Source organism: Plantactinospora alkalitolerans (assembly GCF_015690345.1).
GTDB classification, from domain to species: domain Bacteria; phylum Actinomycetota; class Actinomycetes; order Mycobacteriales; family Micromonosporaceae; genus Plantactinospora; species Plantactinospora alkalitolerans.
In genome coordinates, this window is the sequence record NZ_JADPUN010000030.1 from 1 (window position 1) to 17,613 (window position 17,613).

Sequence of the window (17,613 nt, forward strand, 5' to 3'; positions counted from 1 at the left end):
GCTGGCTGCGGGCGGGTCCGGCCGACGGCGGAGGCTTCCAGGTCCGAGGATGGTTGCCGGGATGAGCGTCCGGGTGCTGGTGGCAGACGACCAGACACTGGTCCGGGCCGGTTTCCGGGTGCTCCTGGAGCGGTCACCGGACATCGAGGTCGTCGCCGAGGCGACCGACGGGGACGAGGCGATCGCGTTGACCCGGGCGCACCGGCCGGACGTCGTACTGATGGACATCCGGATGCCCGGCACCGACGGGCTGACCGCGACCCGGCGAATCCTCGCCGACGACCGGCTGCCCGGAGTCCGGGTCGTCGTGCTGACCACGTTCGAGTTGGACGAGTACGTGTACGCGGCCCTGCACGCCGGCGCGAGCGGCTTTCTGCTGAAGAACCTGGAGCCGGACGAGTTGCGCCGGGCGGTCCGGGTGGTGGCGGCCGGTGATGCGCTACTCGCCCCGGAGGTGACCCGCCGGCTCATCGCGGCCTACGCCAGCGGCCCGGAGGTACCGGGCCTGCACGCGCTCACCGCGCGGGAACGCGAGGTGGTGACCCTGGTCGCGGACGGACTCTCGAACGCGGAGGTCGGCGCGCGGCTGGGCATGAGCACGGCCACCGCGAAGACCCACACCAACCGGGCGATGACGAAGCTCGGCGCGCGGGACCGGGCCCAGTTGGTGGTGTTCGCCTACCGTGGCGGGCTGGCCGGGATACGACGACCGCGGTAGGCGGCCGCCCATCCGGGGCGGATCCGCCGACCCTCGACCGTACATAGCGTTCGGTCCATGTTTCTTATCTTGGGTCCGGTACTGAACCTGATCGCCGGCTTCTTCTGGGAGCCCGACCGGCAGGGAGTCACCGCCGGTACGCTCGTCGCGCTCTCCTGCGCGTGCTGGCTCGTCGGCCTGATCGGCCTGTACGACCGGCTCCGGAACGTCGCGCCCCGCTACGTGGCGGTGGCGATGCCGGTGACGGTCTTCGCGACCGTCGGCGGCGTGGCATTCGGCGTACAGAGCATCCACGAAGGGCTCTTCGACGCCTCACACGCCACGGCCGTCGAACTGCTGAACGCCTATCCGTTCGCCGCCTATACGCTCTACTGGATCGGCGGGCCGCTCTTCCCGCTCGTGTTGTTCGGGCTGGGGCTGATGCTGGCCAGGCTGCGCGCGGCACCGCTGCCGGTCGCCGTACTGCTCTGCCTTGGCGCGATCGCGTTTCCGCTGAGCCGGATCACCCGTGAGGCGTCCATCGCGCACTTGGCCGACCTGCTCCTGCTGCTGCCCTTCCTCTACCTCGGGCTGCGCTCACGGCGCGGCGAAGTCAAGGCGGCAGCGTCCGACCGGGAACCGGTCCCGGTAGGGCCGAGCAGCCCGCCGACGGGCGACAGCCGGGGGTGAAGCTCCGCCCGGGAGAGGCCGGTGCGCGCGCTCGGCAGGCCCGGGACGACCACGCCTGGTGGTCGTCCCGGGCCCGTCACCGGATCACGGCGGCGGAAGCAGTGGGGAGGTGACCTCGATCCTCGCCGCCGGACCGCCGCGCCAGCCACCTCCGAGCGGACACGACCGCCGGTCGGCGCCCGGCACAGCGTACTGTTGAGGCAGCCCTCGCTGCCGCGTCCGCTCGGCGCGACGGGACTTCGAAGATCGCCACCCGACGATCGGGATCCATGGCGGGCCGTTGGCTGCGACCGGCAGCCGTCCGGGCGCGGTCCGGGCACGACTGACGGCAGTCCCACCGAGGCCATGCGCGAGGAGAGAACAGCAATGGAGATCGACAAACTTAAGATCGTAGAGTGGCTGCACGGCCGGGGCCAGCACGCCCGGGCCGACTGGGTCGAGAAGGAACTGCCGGACCGGGTCGACACCGTCCGCAACGCGGGCCTGCTCGCGACCCTCGGCCTCGACCCCGCCGACCTGGCCGATCAGCCGGCCCAGTAGAGCGAGCGCTCCGCCGGGGCGACGGTCGCCGGCACGGCGATCCACCACCCCGGGCCGGCACGTTGTCGGTCAGCGCCGCAGTTGCTGCGTGATCGTGGGGTCGGTGATCTGGGTGTCCCTGGAGAGCATCAGCGCCTTGCTGAGAATGACCGCGAGCACCCGGTCGCCCTCGAACGGCAGGAAGACGTCCCCGGTCGAGGACCCGGCCGACTGCTTCGGGACGATGCAGAGGTACTGGTCGTTCGGGCTCATCAGGATGTTGCCCGAACCGAGATGGATCTTGTAGGTGCGCAGGTCACCCCGGACCACGAGGAACCGGCCGTCGACCTTTGCCCGCTCCGCGATGGCCAGTCGGGGGACGAGGCGTTCGAGCATCTCCCGGCGGGTCTGCGCGGTGCCGCTCAGCTCGCCGAAGCTGTAGGAGGCCCAGTACTCGCGGAACCGTCCGTCGGGACCGCCGTCCTGCCACGTGGGATCGTTGCCGACGCTGCCGACGCCGACGAACAGGTCCACGTCGCGGAGTACCTCGCTGAGCACCAGCGGCGGGACCTCGGCCAGCGGCACCGGCTCGGTCGGCTGTGCGTCCTGGTGCACCCACTGCTCGTAGCCGCCGCCGGTGGCGTGCGCGTAGTGCTCGGGCGCGTTGATCGGATAGAACCGGACCTGGTCGGTGGCGAGCCGCAGGTACGCCCCCGACTCGGTGGTGTCGGCCCCCCAGTCGTCGCCGATCCCCTCGATCCAGAACTCCGCCCGCAGCCCCCACTGCGGCAGCTCGCGGGTGGCCGGCTCGTACGCGTCGTCGACCATCAGCCGCAGCCTGTTACGCCAGCCCCGGGCCGCGGCCAGAGCGTGGAACTGGTGCTGGCGCAGGATGTGCGCGGCGTACCGGTTGGAGTAGAGCCGGGTGTTCTCCTCGGCCGCGGTCAGCAGGTAGACCTCGCGGTGCGCCTGTTTGAACGGCTGAGTGATCCGCCGGGCCTCCAGCCACCCGCGCCACGCGAGCACCTCGTCCACCTCGCGGCCGATCGGGTGCCACAGCCGTACGCTCTCGCCGGCCGCGATCTCCTTGTCCTCGTGGGTACGCAGGGCGCCGTCCCCGTACCCGCAGGGCACGTCGTCGACCAGCCAGATCAGCCGGCGGGCCAGCGTACCGACCAGGGGATGGTCGAGGTAGCGGCTGCGCCACGCCTCGAACTGCCAGACCCGCTGGCCGAGGAACTGACGGTCGAGGCGGTCCGACTGGGCCGAGAGCATCTTCTCGACGTCCTTGACGGCGGCCTTGAACTCGGCGAGCTGCTCCGGGTACTCCGACCGGACCGAGGCGGGTACCGACTTGACGACCTTTCCGGCGCCGTTGCGCCAGGTGACCGTGACCGTTCCGGAGGTGGCGTCCAGGGTCGCCGAGGCACCGCCGAACTGCTCGACGCGCCGGCCGACCTCGGTCAGCCCGTACGCGGGGACGGCGAGTTCCTCGACCTCGTCCCGGGACAGGCCCAGCGCCGCCGCCCGCGCGTCGAGGGCCGCGTTCAGCTCCTTGAGCGTGCCCTTGAAGGTGACCCGCGCGGCGAGCCGGGCGATCTGGGCGAGCGCGTCCTCGGACGGGAGGCGGGACAACGCGTACACCCCGGCATTGGCGATCTTGGGACTGCGCGGGCCGATCCCGGCGACCTTGCGCAGGGCCGTCTCGACGAGCGCGCCGAGCACCCGTGGCGTCTCCGGATGCTCGGGGAGGAACGACGCCAACCAGACGAGCCCGCGCAGGGTCGTCGCGTTGTACTGGTCGAAGGACTCGTTGATGTCCTGCTCCCACTGGGTGCGGTTGAGCCGGACCGTGCGGGGCCGGCCGACCAGCGTGAGCCAGTTCCGCAGCCGGTCACCCGGCTCGGTCAGCCCGTCGAGCAGCCCGCGACCGGCCGTCTCCCACTTCCGCGACGGCTTGGCGCTCGTCGCGGTCGCCGCGTGCCGGAAGAGCGCGTGCCACCGGGCGGCCTCGTCCGGATCGAGCGACCCGACGTCGGTCAGGGCGCGGTCGGCCCACGCCTCGCCCGGGTTCAGCGCCGGCGCGTCGAGTCTCTTCAGGAGCGGCTCGAGCGCCCCGACCGAGCCCCAGTATCCGTGCACGACGGTGCGGCGCATCATGGCGACGACCTCCAGGGGGACCGGCCGGCCGGCGTCGAGCAGAAGCTCGGCCATGTGCCGCTGCTCGGCGCCGCCGAAGTACGCGGTGTGCCGGGCGGCGAAGGCGAGCGCGACCTCGGCCGAGTCCGGTGACTCGGCCGTGCTGTACGGCTTGACCAGGGTCTCCAACAGCTCGTTGACGGCCTGACGCTGCTCGTTGTCGGTGACCAGGCAACAGCGCTCCAGCACCGCCATCAGCAGGTCGGGCCCCCGCCCGGCGGCGACGAGCCCGAGCGCGTTGGTCATCTTGCCGCGTCCTCCGCGCCCGTGGTCGTTGCCGGCCCCGGTGTACGCCACGACCTCGTCGGCGAGGCCCTCGACGTCACCGCGTCGGGCCAGCTCCGCCATCCGCTCGGCGAGCTCGTCGGTCGACATCGATATCGGCATCGGCGTCGGCGTCGGCGTCGGCGTCGACATCAGCCACCCACCAGCGGTACGAGCTTGAGAAAGGTGATCTGCGTGCCGCGGCCCAGCTCCACCACCGTGTCCAACTCCTCGACCTGCCGGTCGTCGACGAGCACGATGAAGCCGTTGCGGGAGAAGGCTTCCAGGGCCCGGCTGGCCTGCTCGGCCGGCTCCACCCGGCGGGGCCGCCTGAGCTTGAAACCATTTAGTGTCCGCTCGGTGTCGGTCGGCTGCACCAGACCACGGAAGACGTCACCGCCCTTCGCGTTGTGCTCCGCGACCTCCTGGAAGACGCGCCGCCGGATCACCTCCCGAAGTGGCAGGCGCTCCTCGAAGATCTCCAGGTGCCACGCGGCGCTGCGCTCACCCGCCGTCGTCTCGTCCACGAAACTCACCATCGCCATGGCGCCGCAGTCTAGGGCGGCACTCCGACAACGGGTTGGCGGCAGCAGTTCGACGTGGGCGCCTTCCTCCACCAGCCTTCTAAGAGGCCTTCTTCAGAACGGCCCCCTCGTCCCGGCCGGCGTCCGAGTACCGGCCGGGTCCGCCCGACGCCGACGCCGGCGCCGTCAGCGGTGTCGGTACCGCTGATGCCGGAGCCGGAGCTGATGCCGGAGCCGGAGCCGCGACGACAATGTCCCGGGCCCGCACGACGTTGGCCGGGTCGGCCGCGGTGCGCATCGCTTTCTCCGCCACCGCCGCCGTGGTCGCGGGCGGCACGACGAGCAGATCGATCTGGTCGCCGCGCTCCGTGGTGGCGATCACCATGGCGGCGTCCAGCGAGGTGAACCAACCCACCCGAACCACGTCCGAGCCGACCGCGATCCGTCGGAACTGATCGTCCCAGGCGCCACTGTTGGCTATGACGTTCCGGATCCGTCCATAGCGCTCGGACAGGGCCAGCACGAGCCCCGGCAGCTCGGCTTCCGGATCCCATGAACGTGGCCACCACCCGCCGTCCAGGACCGCCCCGCTGTTCCGGACGGAAGCGAGCCGCAATCGCGGAACGGATGGTGCGTTCGGAGGAACGACGGTGCTGCGTCGAGTGGCGGTGACCATGTCAACCATCCTGGTGTTCGAGGGAGCGGATGCCGGCGTCACAGCGGCCTTCCGGTACGGAACCGGAGGTATCCGTTCGCCGGCCTGAGGTTCGATCAGACGGTGCTGTGTGGCCAGCCGAGGTGGTCACGGTGGCGTGACGTGACCTGGCAGGCGGCGGGGCAACAGCCGAGAGCCGTGCCCGTGCGATGCATACCCGCCGAGATGGACGACCTGGTGCCCGATCGCCGGATCCGCTCGGTCATCGCGACCTCGTCAGGTGGGGAGATGTCCGCAAGTGGCGGACTGCCAGCCACCGGGGTCCCAAGCGACATCCCGAGCGTACACCTGGCCGGCCCTTATCGACGTCGGCGACCAGCCAACGGCCCGCACCGTCAGGTCGACACCAGCCGCCGAGCCTGCTCCAGAGTCGTCGGCTCGCCGTGGCTGTCGACGTACCACTCGTAGTCGTCGCTGAGCAGGTCACGCACCATCGCCAGGTCCGGGCCGTCGTCGGGGGCACGCAGGTGCGCCGGGGGCGGATAGAAACAGTCGCCCAGCAACGCGACCTTCGAGTCCGGCACGAGCGCGACCGTCGAGTCCGGCGCGTGGGCACCGCCGACGTGCCGCAGGCGTACGCCGGTCGGCAGCGTCAACTCGTCGGTGAAGGTACGCCCCGGCGGCAGGATCGTGAAGTCGTCCCAGCCCTGCATGGCCAGCGCGCGGGCCCGGAAGCTCGGTCCCAGTCGCGGATTCGCCCGCACCTCGTCGCGCAGGTAACGGTGACTCCACGGTCGGGCGGCCTCCCGCCGGAGAATCTCCTGACCGCTGACGTGACCGACGATCTCCACGTCGGGCCAGGCGCAGGCGCCCCAGACGTGGTCCCAGTGGTGGTGGGTGTAGACCAGCCACCTCGCCGGGGGCAGACCGGCGGCCCGGATCGCGGACTGGATCTCCCGGGCATGTGCCGGGCTCTGTCCGGCGTCGACGACCACGCTGCCGGAATCGTCGGCGACGACGGCGACACTGCCGCGAATGTTCTCCGGGTCCGGATCGCCGGGCACGATCCAGACCCGTCCGGCGAGCCGCCGCGGACCAGGGGTGTCGATGGCAGGCGACCTCCGGCTCGGGGCCCGGAACGGACCCGGTGGGCTGGCTCACATTACCCGAGTGGGTGGTGGCACCGGGGCTAACGTACGGCGTGGCAGGAGGAGGGGGCGGAGCAAGTTGATCACCCGTACCGACGTCGAGAACGCGGCGACCCGGATAGCCGGGCACATCCGGTCGACCCCGGTCGCCCAGGTCGAACCGGGCCTCGCCGCACCGGCCGGCGGGCTCTGGCTGAAGCTGGAGTTCCTGCAACACTCGGGCTCGTTCAAGGCGCGGGGCGCGTTCAACCGGATTCTCGCCGCGATCGAGGCCGGCGAGCTACCGGCCGAGGGAGTGATCGCGGCATCGGGCGGTAACGCCGCCGTCGCGGTCGCGTACGCCGCGAAGACCCTCCGGGTGCCGGCCGAGGTGTACGTGCCGACCACCACCCCCGCAGTCAAGATCGCCAAACTGCGTCAGCTCGGCGCCACCGTGCTCCGGCACGGCAACGAGTACGCCGAGGCGTACGAGGCGGCTACCAAACGGGCGGCCGAGACCGGGGCGCTGTTCTGCCACGCGTACGACCAGCCCGAGATCTGCGCCGGTCAGGGCACCCTGGCCCTGGAGCTGCTCGACCAGGTCGACGAGTTGGACACCGTACTGCTCGCCGTCGGCGGAGGTGGGCTGATGGCGGGGGTGGCCGCCGCCCTCGACGGGGTCGTCCGGGTCGTCGGCGTCGAGCCGGAGACCGTCCCGGCCCTGCACGCCGCCCTGGCCGCCGGCCGTCCGGTCGACGTCGAGGTGTCCGGGATCGCCGCCGACTCGCTCGGCGCCCGTCGGGTCGGAACCATCGCCTACGACGTGGCGGTCCGGACCGGTGTGCGGAGCCTGCTGGTCACCGACGAACAGGTCATCGACGCGCGGCGGCTGCTCTGGGACCGCTACCGGGTGGCCGTCGAGCACGGCACCGCCTCCGCCGTCGCCGCACTCACCTCCGGCGCCTACCGGCCCGCCACCGGCGAACGCCTCGCCGTCCTGCTCTGCGGCGCCAACACCGACCCCGCCGACCTGATCGACTGATCCCCGGTTCCCCGGGCGGACCAGCCCAGGTCCGGACCGAGCAGGCCGGCCAGCCGGGCGGCGTCGCGCTGCGCCTGGCCGTCGCAGCAGTTGTTCAGCAGGACGTGCAGTTCCTTGGTCTCCCGGGCGAAGTCGCGGAGCCGTTCCGCCCACTGCGCCAGCTCGTCCTCCCGGTACGCGTAGCGGAACTTCTCCTGCTTGTCTCCGCTCTCCCAGGCGACACTGTGGCCGTGGAACCGCATCACCGCCGGCTCGGCGGTGGCCAGCAGGACCGGTGGGATCGACGAGGCGTACCCCTGGGGCATGTCGACGCTGACGATCGAGATGTCGTGCCGGGCGAGGAATCCGAACGTGTCCGTGGCGTTGTCGCCCTCGAACCACGAACCGTTCCGCACCTCGATCGCGACCCGCCAGGGCCGGCAGCGCTCGGCGATGTCGAGGATCCGCCGCTTCGCCGTCTCGCCGTAGCCCATCCACGGCGGAAACTGGAACAGCAGCACACCCAGTTTGCCGGCGGCGGCGATCGGCTCGACGACCTCCCGGAACCTCTCCCACAACCCCTCGTAGGTCTCGGGGGGCAGGTCGCCACGGCGTACCCGGCCGTCGTCCCGGCCGGCGGGCCGGAGGTCCCTCGGCAGCGCCGACAGCGGGGTCGGATGGCTGGTGAACAGGCTGAACGCCTTGACGTTGAACGTGAAGTCGGGTGGCGTACGGTCGACCCACGCCGCCGTCGTCTCCACCGCCGGCATCGCGTAGTAGGTGGTGTCCACTTCGACCAGCCCGAACCGCTCGGCGTAGTACGCCAGCCGACCGGCCGGAGTGTTGACGGCCCGGGGATACCAGCCCGAAGCGATCAGCGACCGGTCCGCCCACGAGGACGTGCCCACCTTTATCTCGCCCATGCCATATTTTGTCCCCACCCACCACATAGGTCGAAACCTCCAGGGGCGGAACCAGCGGAACGGACGGAACCAGCGGAACGATCGGAACCAGCGGAACGGACGGCGCGGGCTCGGGCCGGGATCCCGGATGGCCGGACCCAATCACTCCGGACGACCACCGGGTACGACGTCAGCGTCCCGCGGCGGCCGGGTCCCGCAGCGGCCGGGTCGGGTCGAAGTCGTCCCGGAGCAGCAGCGCGGTCTGGTCCGGTTCGGCGGCGGCCGGGAAGAGCGTGCCCCCGTGCTGTACCGCCGCCGTCCCCCAGGCGACCGCGGTACGAAGTGCCGGCGCTCCCCTGCCGCCACCGTGCAGAAATCCGGCCAGGGCGGCGTCGCCGGCCCCCACCGCGCTGACCACCCGCGCGGCGGGCGCCTCGGCGTACAGCGCCACCTCGGCGTCGACCAGCAGGGCTCCGTCGGCACCCAGGCTGGCCAGTACCGCGTCGGCACCGAGGGCCCGGACCTCCCGCGCGGCGTCGACGACCTCGCCGAGTGTCCGCAGTGGTCGTCCGACCAGGTCGGCGAGTTCGTCCGCGTTCGGTGCGACCAGGTCCGGGCGGCCGGCGAGGCTCGCCCGTAGCGGTTCGCCGGAGGTGTCGACCGCGACCCGGACGCCCCGGTCCCGGGCCGCCCGCGCCAGCCGGGCGTACACCTCGACGGGTACGCCGACCGGCAGGCTGCCGCAACAGGCCAGCCAGGCTGCGCCGGCGAGGTTGTCCAGGACCGTCCGGACCAGCGCCTCGGTCTCGTCGGCGCCGAGTTCGGGCCCGGGTTCGTTGACCTTGGTGACGGTGCCGTCCGGCTCGACCAGGCTGATGTTGCTGCGGATCTCATCCCGGATGGTGACCACCCGGACCGGTAGCTCCATCCGGCCGAGCATGTCGGACAACTGGGCGCCGACGGCGCCACCGACCGGAAGCACCGCGGTGGCCGGCAGCCCGTGCCGGTGCAGCGCCAGCGCGACGTTCACGCCCTTGCCGCTCGGCTCGCTCCAGGCACGACGGCTCCGGATCACCGCCCCCCGGGGCAGGGCGTCGACGACCACCGTCCGGTCGACGCTGGGGTTGAGGGTCAGCGTGACGATCACACGTACTCCACCTCGATACCGGCGCCGGCCAGCTCCCGGCGCCGCGCGTCGGGTAGCCCGGTGTCGGTGACGAACAGGTCGATGTCGCTCGGATCGCCGTGCCGGTTGCCCCGGACCAGTCCGACCTTGCTGTGGTCCGCGAGGAGGATCCGCCGCTTCGCCGACGAGATCATGTGCCGCTTCACTGCCGCTTCGGCGGGGTCCGGCGTGGTCAGGCCGCGCTCCAGGCAGATGCCGTTGGTGCCGAGGAACGCCACGTCGACGTTGATGTCGGCGAGTCCACGGATCGCCCAGTCGTCGACCTGGGCCAGGGTCGGACCCCGGAGTCGGCCCCCCAGCGTGACGACGGTCAGCCGGGGCCGGCTGACCAGGGCCAGGGCGATCGGCAACGCGTTGGTGTAGACGGTCAGCTCCGAATGCCCGGGGAACATCGCCGCGAGCAGGGCGGTGGTCGATCCGGCGTCGATCAGGACCGAACCGTGGGCCGGCAGGTGGGCCAGGGCCGCGCGGGCGATCCGCTCCTTCTCGGCCGGGAACCCGGTGCGGACCGCCACCGCCGGCTCGTAGGAGAGGCTCTCCACCGGAACCGCGCCGCCGCGCACCCGACGCAGCAGACCCTGCCGCTCCAACCGGATCAGGTCCTTGCGGACCGTCTCACCGGTGACCCCGAGCGTGCCGGCCACCTCGGCGGCATCGACCCGTCCCCTGCCGCGTATCGCCTGGAGGATGTGCTGTCTGCGCTCGTGGCCGTACGGCGGTCGGCTGTTCGTACCGGCCGGAGGATGGTGGTCCCGGACGCCCGGCGGGTCATCCGCCATCGTGTCGTCCGGTTCCGGCGGCGTCGGGAAACTCGTCGGCCGTGGCGTAGACCCCGGCGGCCAGCCCGGCCAGCAACGCGGCACCCCGGGCACCGGCCTCGGCGACCGGGGATCGCCGTACCGGTCCGAGCCGGCGGGTCTTGACCTCCATCAGGGCCGTGCTACGCGCCCAGCCACCGACCGCCACCAGGTCGTTGTGGGCGCCGCTGTACGAGGTCATCGCGTCGTGGATCACGCCGATGTCCTCGGTCACCGACTCCAGCGCCAGCCGCCAGATCTCGGCCGGCTCGGCGCTCCCGTCCGGACCACCGGGCCTCGGCCGCGGAACCACACTGATCGACCGGCCCTCGTCCTCGATCCGTCCGGACAGCCGGGACGGATCCACCCGACTCGCGAGCGCGTCGAGTTCCGGCAGGTCGGCCCGGTCGAGGCCGAGCTGGGCGAGCACCCGTTGCAGGACCAGTCCTCCGGTGGTGGCACCGAGCAGGCACCAGCGTCCGGCCAGGGCGTGCCAGCCGACGGTGACTCCGGCGGCGACGAGCCCGGCGATGGTGTCCGGCGGCAGGCCCGGTGCGACCGAGCGGACCAGCGCCTCGGCCGTACCGCAGGAATCCAGTTCGTCGCCCGGACGCAGCGCACCGGCGCCGACGGCGGCGACCTGGTGGTCGTGGCCGCAGACGGTGAGCGTCGCGCCGGTCAGCCGGGACAGGCCGGCCCGATCGGAGACGGTGCCCAGCGGCGTGCCGGCCGTCACCAGATCGGGCATCAGCGACGCGCTCGCGCCCGACCACTCCAGCGCCTCCGGCCACCAGTCCCGGCCGTCGAGCCGCAGCCAGCCGGTACGGGAGGCGAGTGACTGTTCGCAGGCTTCCTGGCCGCCAAGTCCCCGGACGACCCACTCGGCGACGTTGAGCCGCCGCACGGCACGCCGACTCTCCGGATGATGGCCGCGCAGCCAACGATGCTTGGTGAGCGCCCACTGGTGCCGCAGCGGCAGGCCGGTGGTCCGGGCGAAGGTGTCCGGTCCGATCCGGGCGTGCAGGTCGGCCAGTTCGCTTCCGTCGCGGGTGTCGTGCCAGGCGATCATCGGGCCGAGTGGGCGGCCGGCGGGATCGAGCAGTACCCCGGACTCGCCCATGCTCGCCACACCCACCGCCGCGACCCGGCCGGGCGGGGCCTCGGCGAGCGCCCTGGCCAGCGCGTCGAGGGCGGCGGCCAGCAGGGCGTCCGGGTCGAGTTCCGCGCCGGTCGCGGTGGGCGTCCAGGGCGTGCCGACCGAGGCCTCGGCGACCGGTTCGGCCGAGGCGGTGAAGACGACGGCCTTGCTCGCCGTCGTACCGACGTCGAGGCCCACCAGCAGCTGATCGCCCATCCGCGACCTCCTCGTGCTGCGGTGTCGCCAACTTGTGTAACGATGTGGATCGTTGCTTTTTGGTGGGAAACTGTCAAGACCGAACGGAGTTCCCCGGATGCCCCTCACCGCCACCGGTCAACTGGTCGGCCAGGCTCAGGCGAACGGCACCGGGGTCGCGGCCTTCAACGTGATCACCCTGGAACACGCGGAGGCGATCGTCGCCGGAGCCGAGCACGCCGGCCGGGCGGTGATCCTTCAGATCAGCGAGAACGCCGTGCGTTTCCATCACGGCAGGCTCGCCCCGATCGCGGCCGCGACCATCGCGGTGGCGGAACTCGCGGCGGTTCCGGTAGCCGTACACCTCGATCACGTCGAGAGCCGCGACCTGCTGCACGCGGTCCTGGGCACCGGGATCAGCTCGGCGATGTTCGACGCGTCAACGCGCGACTACGCCGGCAACGTCGCCGCCACCGCCGAGGCGGCGGGCTGGGCCCACGAGCACGGGCTGTGGCTGGAGGCGGAACTGGGCGAGGTCGGCGGCAAGGACGGCGCACACGCCCCCGGGGTACGCACCGACCCGGCCGAGGCCGTCGAGTTCGTCGCCGCCACCGGGGTCGACGCACTGGCGGTCGCGGTGGGCAGCTCACACGCGATGACCGACCGTACCGCCGCACTCGACTTCGACCTGATCGGCCGGCTCCGGGAGGCGCTGGCCGTACCCCTGGTGCTGCACGGCTCGTCCGGCGTCCCCGACGGCGACCTGACCCGGGCCGTACGGGCCGGAATCGTCAAAGTCAACGTCGGGACGATCCTGAACGTGGCGTTCACCGACGCGGTCCGCGCCCAACTCGACGCCGGACCGGTCGTCGACCCGCGCAGGTATCTGGCCCCGGCGCGCGAGGCCGTCGCCCGGACCGTCGCCCACCTCGTCACGACCATCTCCTGACCCGGCCGCCGGCGGACCGAACGGGACCTGGCGGCGACGGGATACCCGGCTCGGCCGTGCCCTGCGCCCCGGAGATGCCGCCACCGGGCCTCGGCGTGACATGCTGCCGGTTGGCGCAGTCCGGTCGGCATCCGCCGGCCCGTCCGCACGAGGAAGGCCGTCAGACGCACCGATGAGTCACGCCCACCTCCACAGCCACCCGCCGCGCTCCGGTCGGCCGTCGAGCCCGGCGGCGCGGCGGCTGACGCTGGCCCTGCTGATCCCGGCGGCGATCCTCACCATCGTGTCGATGGCGCTGCTGTGGCCACGGGATTCGCCCGGTCCGGAGCCGGTCGACGGCCCGACCCAGGCGTTCGGACGGGTCGTCACGGTCGACTCCGTCCCCTGCCCCGAACTGCCCGAGGGCGACGAACTTCCACCCGGTGCGCCGACCGAGTGCGGCACGGTCACGGTCCAACTGACCAAGGGCGTGGGCGCCGGCCAGCGGATCACCACCGATGTCCCGTCCGGACCGGGTGCCGTCACCGTGGCCGCCGGCGACGAGGTGGTGCTGCTGTACCTGGAGGGCAGCCCCGAGCGACCGTACTCGATCATGGATCACCAGCGGTCCCGACAGTTGTGGCTGCTCGGCGCGGCGTTCGCGCTCGCGGTCGTCGCCTTCGGCCGCTGGCGTGGCCTGACCGCGCTGGCCGGGCTCGGTGTCACCTTCGCGGTGCTGCTGATGTTCATCGTCCCGGCGATCCTCGACGGGCGCTCGCCGCTGCTGGTCGCCATCGTCGGCGCCGCGGCGATCATGCTCACCGTGCTGTACCTGACGCACGGGTTCAGCATGACCACCACCGTCGCGGTGGCCGGCACGCTGGTCAGCCTCACCATCACCGCCGCCCTGTCCGCCGTCGCCACGGCCGCCACCCACCTGTCCGGGATCGCCGACGAGACCTCCAACTACCTCGCCATCACCCAGGGCGAGGTCAACATGCAGGGCCTGCTGCTGGCCGGCATCGTCATCGGCTCCCTCGGAGTGCTCGACGACGTCACCGTCACCCAGTCCGCAACCGTCAGCGAGCTGGCCCAGGCGAACCCCGGGTACGGATTCCGTCAGCTCTACGGCGCCGCCACCCGGATCGGCCGGGCCCACATCGCCTCGGTCATCAACACCATCGTGCTGGCGTACGCCGGAGCCTCCCTGCCGCTGATGCTGCTCTTCGCCGCCGGAACCACACCGATCAGCGAACTGCTCACCAGCCAACTCATCGCCCAGGAACTCGTTCGCAGCGCGGTCGGCACCATCGGCCTGATCGCCGCCGTTCCGATCACCACCGCGCTGGCGGCGGTGCTCGCCACCCGGCAGCACCCAGCCCCGACGGGGCCGGCGGAACCCCACCGGACTCCCGCCGTGAACACCCCGGCTGTGGACCCTCCCGCTGTGGATCCGCCCGCTGTGGACACCCCGGCTGTGAACACCCCGGCTGTGACCGATCCGGCTGTGGTCGATCCGGCTGTGGTCGATCCGGCTGTGGTCGAGCAGCGTGAGGGCGAGCCGCCGGAGACGGATCCCTGGATGGCGTTCGTCGACCAGCATCCCAACCGCCGGCCGTGACCCGCTGTCCCTGCCGCGTGTCGTACCCAGGCGTGTCGCGGTTGGCGGTGCCGGGTCGGGAGGACCGTCACTCCGTCGTCATGATCCACTCTGCGATGTCGCACAGCACCGCCATCCGGTCCGCCCGGGACATGGGATCCCGCCCACCGAACGCGGACCGGCTCCATGGCCCGTCCGGGCCCAGGAACCGGGCCGCCTGAGCCGTGCCCAGCAGGTAGTCGAGGTGCAGCAGCCCGCCCATCGCATCCGGCTGGTTGTAGTGGCGATCGGTCCGCGGCAGGTAGCGGTCCAGGTACGCGGCGAGGATCGTGGCGTCTTCCGGCTGCCCGAACCGGGTCAACGCGAAACAGTAGCCCTGGCCGGCGTAGACGAGTTCGCTTCCGAGCAGAAGTTCGGCCAGCACGGCCCGGAACCGGGTACGGCGATCGAAGCCGATCAGCCAGGCGGCGGTGAGCCGGTCCCGCCAGTCGATCATCTCACCGGGCTGGAGCATGAACTCCAGCTCGACGTCGCTGATCTGCCGCGCGTCGTCGCGCATCGCCCGCAGAAAGGGGCCACGCTGCTCCTCGGGCAACGCGGTGAAGTTACCGTGCAGCAGTTCCAGGTAGCGACGACTGCCGCCGACATGCTCGGGCTGCCCGAGAACGTATCGAAGGGTCACGGCTTCCAGATCGGGTTCCGGCGACAGCGAATCCACCAGGACATCATGTCGGGCGGCCGGGACCACCCGCCACCGGTGCCGGTCGGCGTGCTCCGTTCCCGGCTACGACTCGCCGGCTCGTACCGCTTCGGTTTGGGCGTTGGCGTCGGTTTGGGCGTTGGCTTCGGTTTGGGCGTTGGCGTCGGTTTGGGCGTTGGCGTCGGTCGCGGCCCGGACGAACTCGCGTACCCGGGTGGTGGTGTTGGTCTCCAACCAGACGAGTCCCCGTTCGATCGGCGGCGCGTCGCGGATCGGCACGTACGCGACGTCCGGGCGGGGGTAGTACCGCAGGCTGTACTCGCCCACCGGAAGGACGCCCCTGCCCAGCGCGACGAGGGAGAGCATCTCGGAGAACGTGTTCCCGATCGGGCCCTTCGGCACCGGCCGGCCCGACGGGGTGTGGTCCGGCGTCCGATCCCGCTTGAACGCCGCGGAGGTGACCGCCGGGTACTGCACGACGGGGTGGTCGGCGAGGACCTCGAGGGAGACCGACTCCTCCCGGGCCAGCGGGTGCGCGGCGGCCACCGCCAGCACGCGGTCCTCGGTCAGCAGGGTCGGGCCGCAGGCCATGCCGTCGAACGGGCGCGAGGCGAAGAGGACGTCGATCGAGCCGTCCAGCAGGCTCGACCGGGTGTTGGACAGGTGCGCCTCGTGCACCTGGACCTCGCAGTCCGGGTGCCGGTCGTTGAACAGGTTGACGGCTTTGAGCAGCGTCGGTGCGGTCCACTCGCCCAGGAACGCCACCCGCAGTTGCCCGCTGACACCGCGCCCGGCGTCGACGGCCCGCCGTACCGCCTCGTCGATCCCGGCGACCAGTGGCGTCAGGTCGGCGGCCAGTTGGCGCCCGATCGGGGTGAGCCCGACCACCCGGCTGGTGCGCTCGAACAGCGGCGCACCGATCCGGCGTTCCAGCTTCTTGAGCACATGACTGATCCGCCCGGTCGTGACCCGCAGCCGCTCGGCGGTACGACCGAAGTGCAGTTCCTCGGCGAGCGTCAGGAAGGTCTCGATCTCGTGCCGCTCCAGCATGCACCCTTCCCATCGTTGAATCTGGCTCAACGATCGTAGCTCGATCATGGCTTGTTGACCGTCGTCGGGCAAAGGATCGTGGAGAGCGTCACCGGGGCCGGCCGACCACGGGATACGCCGCACCGACCTGCGGCATCACCCACCCGGACCGGCGCCCACGATCAGTACGACAAGGGGAGTTCATGAGCACCACGAGCGTCACCGACCATCTGGCCGGTCTCGACCACCCGCTGCGGGAGATCGGCGAGAAGCTCCGAAGCGTCGTCGACGAGTCCCTGCCCGAGGCCACCGCCGCGATGTGGCACGGCCACCCGACCTGGAGCCTCGGCGAGAAGCCGGGAAGGAACCCGGTGTGCCTGGTGAAGGCGTACTCCTCGTACGTGACGTTCGGGTTGTGGCGCGGGCAGGAGATCGTCGACCCGTCCGGGCGACTCGCAGCGGGTGCCCGGCAGATGGCGTCGGTGCGGTTGAACGCTGTCGACGAGATCGACCCGACCCTGTTCGCCGACTGGCTGCGCCAGGCCCACGACCTGGAAACGAGGTAACGCGGATGCGGGTCAAGGCCTTCGATCACCTGGTACTCAACGTCGAGGACGTCGAGCGCGCGCTCGAGTTCTACTGTGGCCCACTCGGCCTGGAGCCGGTACGCGTCGCCCAGTGGCGGGCGGGGAAGGTCCCGTTCCCGTCGGTACGGGTCACTCCGGAGACCATCATCGACCTGGTCCGCCGCCCACGGGGCGAGTCGAACGTCGACCACATCTGCCTGGTCGTCGAACCGCTGGACTGGGCGGAGGTGATCGAGTCGGGCGTCTTCGACGTGTGCGAAGGGCCGGTGGAGCGGTTCGGTGCGCGGGGCACGGCGACCTCGATCTACGTCCGCGACCCGGACGGCAACACCGTCGAACTGCGCTGGTACCCGCAGGATCTCGAACGGTAGGTCGATCGGCCGCCGCAGCCATGACACGCGCGTCTGATCGCCGGCCCGGGGCAGCAACCGGCGGTGGATGGGCCGTACAGTGTCGGGACCATTGACCGAGGAGGACGCTGTGTCTGAGCCGCCACCTGCGCCGGGCCTTCCGGCGGCTGCCGCGTCCGACCTGACGGGCGGCGAGGCGACCGGCGACGCGACGCCACGCCTGCTCGTCATGTCGCCCGGTGACGGGCCGCTACCACCCACCATGGTGTGGCCAGGCCCGGAAGGCCAGCCCGGCTGGGCGATTCCGGTCGCGATCCCGCCCGGCACCCGTGGGTACGCGCTTTTCATTCCGCTGGTGCCGGCCGCCGCTCCGGCGGAGCAGGTGACGGCGGACGCCGCACCCGCCCCGGCACCGGTGCCGGACACCCGGGCACCCGTCCCGACGGCCGCCGCGACCACGCAGGAGCCGGGTACGGCCAACCAGGCGTCCCCGGTCTCCGTTCCC

General features: G+C 71.7%; 18 protein-coding genes and 1 pseudogene. 9 read left to right on the plus strand and 10 right to left on the minus strand.

The features are described from left to right. The first annotated feature begins 61 nt into the window (after window positions 1-61). From I0C86_RS00800 to I0C86_RS00810, 3 genes are all read left to right on the plus strand, one after another. Complete coding sequence (locus I0C86_RS00800) at window positions 62-718, plus strand: response regulator transcription factor (protein ID WP_196199208.1); 657 nt, start codon at window positions 62-64, stop codon at window positions 716-718. Between the two features lie 57 nt (window positions 719-775). Beyond that, on the plus strand, window positions 776-1,387 hold the full coding sequence (locus I0C86_RS00805; protein ID WP_196199209.1) for a hypothetical protein: 612 nt from the start codon (window positions 776-778) through the stop codon (window positions 1,385-1,387). A gap of 366 nt (window positions 1,388-1,753) precedes the next feature. Further along, window positions 1,754-1,927, plus strand: a complete 174-nt coding sequence (locus I0C86_RS00810) for a hypothetical protein (protein ID WP_196199210.1) — start codon at window positions 1,754-1,756, stop codon at window positions 1,925-1,927. Window positions 1,928-1,996: 69 nt separating this feature from the next. Here I0C86_RS00810 and I0C86_RS00815 read toward each other — a convergent pair whose 3' ends face one another. The 4 genes from I0C86_RS00815 to I0C86_RS00830 all read right to left on the minus strand — a co-directional run bounded on the left by I0C86_RS00815 (window position 1,997) and on the right by I0C86_RS00830 (window position 6,612). Beyond that, window positions 1,997-4,480, minus strand: a complete 2,484-nt coding sequence (locus I0C86_RS00815; protein ID WP_230393313.1) for a DUF4132 domain-containing protein — start codon at window positions 4,478-4,480, stop codon at window positions 1,997-1,999. 41 nt (window positions 4,481-4,521) lie between these two features. Next, window positions 4,522-4,914, minus strand: coding sequence for a hypothetical protein (locus I0C86_RS00820; protein ID WP_196199211.1), 393 nt, complete (start codon window positions 4,912-4,914; stop codon window positions 4,522-4,524). Window positions 4,915-4,993: 79 nt separating this feature from the next. After that, window positions 4,994-5,569: a DUF5994 family protein gene (locus I0C86_RS00825; RefSeq protein ID WP_196199212.1), complete on the minus strand. Its 576-nt coding sequence runs from the start codon at window positions 5,567-5,569 to the stop codon at window positions 4,994-4,996. Between the two features lie 374 nt (window positions 5,570-5,943). Beyond that, complete coding sequence (locus tag I0C86_RS00830) at window positions 5,944-6,612, minus strand: MBL fold metallo-hydrolase (protein WP_323373396.1); 669 nt, start codon at window positions 6,610-6,612, stop codon at window positions 5,944-5,946. A 163-nt stretch (window positions 6,613-6,775) separates the two neighbouring features. Here I0C86_RS00830 and I0C86_RS00835 point away from each other — a divergent pair, with 163 nt between their 5' ends. After that, complete coding sequence (locus tag I0C86_RS00835) at window positions 6,776-7,717, plus strand: threonine/serine dehydratase (RefSeq protein ID WP_196199213.1); 942 nt, start codon at window positions 6,776-6,778, stop codon at window positions 7,715-7,717. On the opposite strand, the gene I0C86_RS00840 is transcribed toward I0C86_RS00835, so the two are convergent. The 4 genes from I0C86_RS00840 to I0C86_RS00855 form a co-directional block, all read right to left on the minus strand. Continuing rightward, entirely contained in the window at window positions 7,639-8,619 is a 981-nt protein-coding gene (locus I0C86_RS00840; RefSeq protein ID WP_196199214.1) for a DUF72 domain-containing protein, read from the minus strand. The two genes, I0C86_RS00835 and I0C86_RS00840, sit on opposite strands and share 79 nt — an antisense overlap. Window positions 8,620-8,788: 169 nt before the next feature. After that, window positions 8,789-9,745 (minus strand): 1-phosphofructokinase, encoded by a 957-nt coding sequence (gene pfkB / locus I0C86_RS00845; RefSeq protein WP_196199215.1) that lies wholly within the window; start codon window positions 9,743-9,745, stop codon window positions 8,789-8,791. Further along, window positions 9,742-10,563, minus strand: coding sequence for a DeoR/GlpR family DNA-binding transcription regulator (locus I0C86_RS00850; RefSeq protein WP_196199216.1), 822 nt, complete (start codon window positions 10,561-10,563; stop codon window positions 9,742-9,744). Before I0C86_RS00850 ends, pfkB begins: the two co-directional genes overlap by 4 nt. Next, window positions 10,553-11,935 carry an FGGY-family carbohydrate kinase gene (locus I0C86_RS00855; RefSeq protein WP_196199217.1) on the minus strand — a complete coding sequence of 461 codons (1,383 nt, stop codon included), beginning with the start codon at window positions 11,933-11,935 and terminating at the stop codon, window positions 10,553-10,555. The genes I0C86_RS00850 and I0C86_RS00855 overlap by 11 nt, the downstream gene beginning before the upstream one ends. Window positions 11,936-12,032: 97 nt before the next feature. Between I0C86_RS00855 and I0C86_RS00860 the strand changes: the two genes are divergently transcribed. Next, window positions 12,033-12,863 (plus strand): class II fructose-bisphosphate aldolase, encoded by an 831-nt coding sequence (locus I0C86_RS00860; protein ID WP_196199218.1) that lies wholly within the window; start codon window positions 12,033-12,035, stop codon window positions 12,861-12,863. Window positions 12,864-13,035: 172 nt separating this feature from the next. Beyond that, the gene (locus tag I0C86_RS00865) at window positions 13,036-14,463 is read left to right on the plus strand and encodes a YibE/F family protein (RefSeq protein ID WP_230393314.1); all 1,428 of its coding nucleotides are present in this window, start codon (window positions 13,036-13,038) and stop codon (window positions 14,461-14,463) included. Window positions 14,464-14,530: 67 nt separating this feature from the next. Here the strand turns inward: I0C86_RS00865 and I0C86_RS00870 are convergent, their stop codons facing one another. Both I0C86_RS00870 and I0C86_RS00875 read right to left on the minus strand, forming a co-directional pair. Next, window positions 14,531-15,160 carry a DUF6000 family protein gene (locus I0C86_RS00870; protein WP_196199219.1) on the minus strand — a complete coding sequence of 210 codons (630 nt, stop codon included), beginning with the start codon at window positions 15,158-15,160 and terminating at the stop codon, window positions 14,531-14,533. 66 nt (window positions 15,161-15,226) lie between these two features. Next, window positions 15,227-16,192 (minus strand): LysR family transcriptional regulator, encoded by a 966-nt coding sequence (locus tag I0C86_RS00875; protein WP_196199220.1) that lies wholly within the window; start codon window positions 16,190-16,192, stop codon window positions 15,227-15,229. A 182-nt stretch (window positions 16,193-16,374) separates the two neighbouring features. Here I0C86_RS00875 and I0C86_RS00880 point away from each other — a divergent pair, with 182 nt between their 5' ends. From I0C86_RS00880 to I0C86_RS00890, 3 genes and pseudogenes are all read left to right on the plus strand, one after another. Continuing rightward, window positions 16,375-16,737 (plus strand): DUF1801 domain-containing protein, encoded by a 363-nt coding sequence (locus I0C86_RS00880; protein WP_196199221.1) that lies wholly within the window; start codon window positions 16,375-16,377, stop codon window positions 16,735-16,737. Window positions 16,738-16,742: 5 nt separating this feature from the next. Continuing rightward, a complete protein-coding gene (locus I0C86_RS00885) occupies window positions 16,743-17,129 on the plus strand; it encodes a VOC family protein (RefSeq protein WP_196199222.1) in 387 nt (128 codons plus the stop codon). 109 nt (window positions 17,130-17,238) lie between these two features. Continuing rightward, window positions 17,239-17,613 (plus strand): annotated as a pseudogene (locus I0C86_RS00890) (DUF4153 domain-containing protein); the annotation flags it as partial.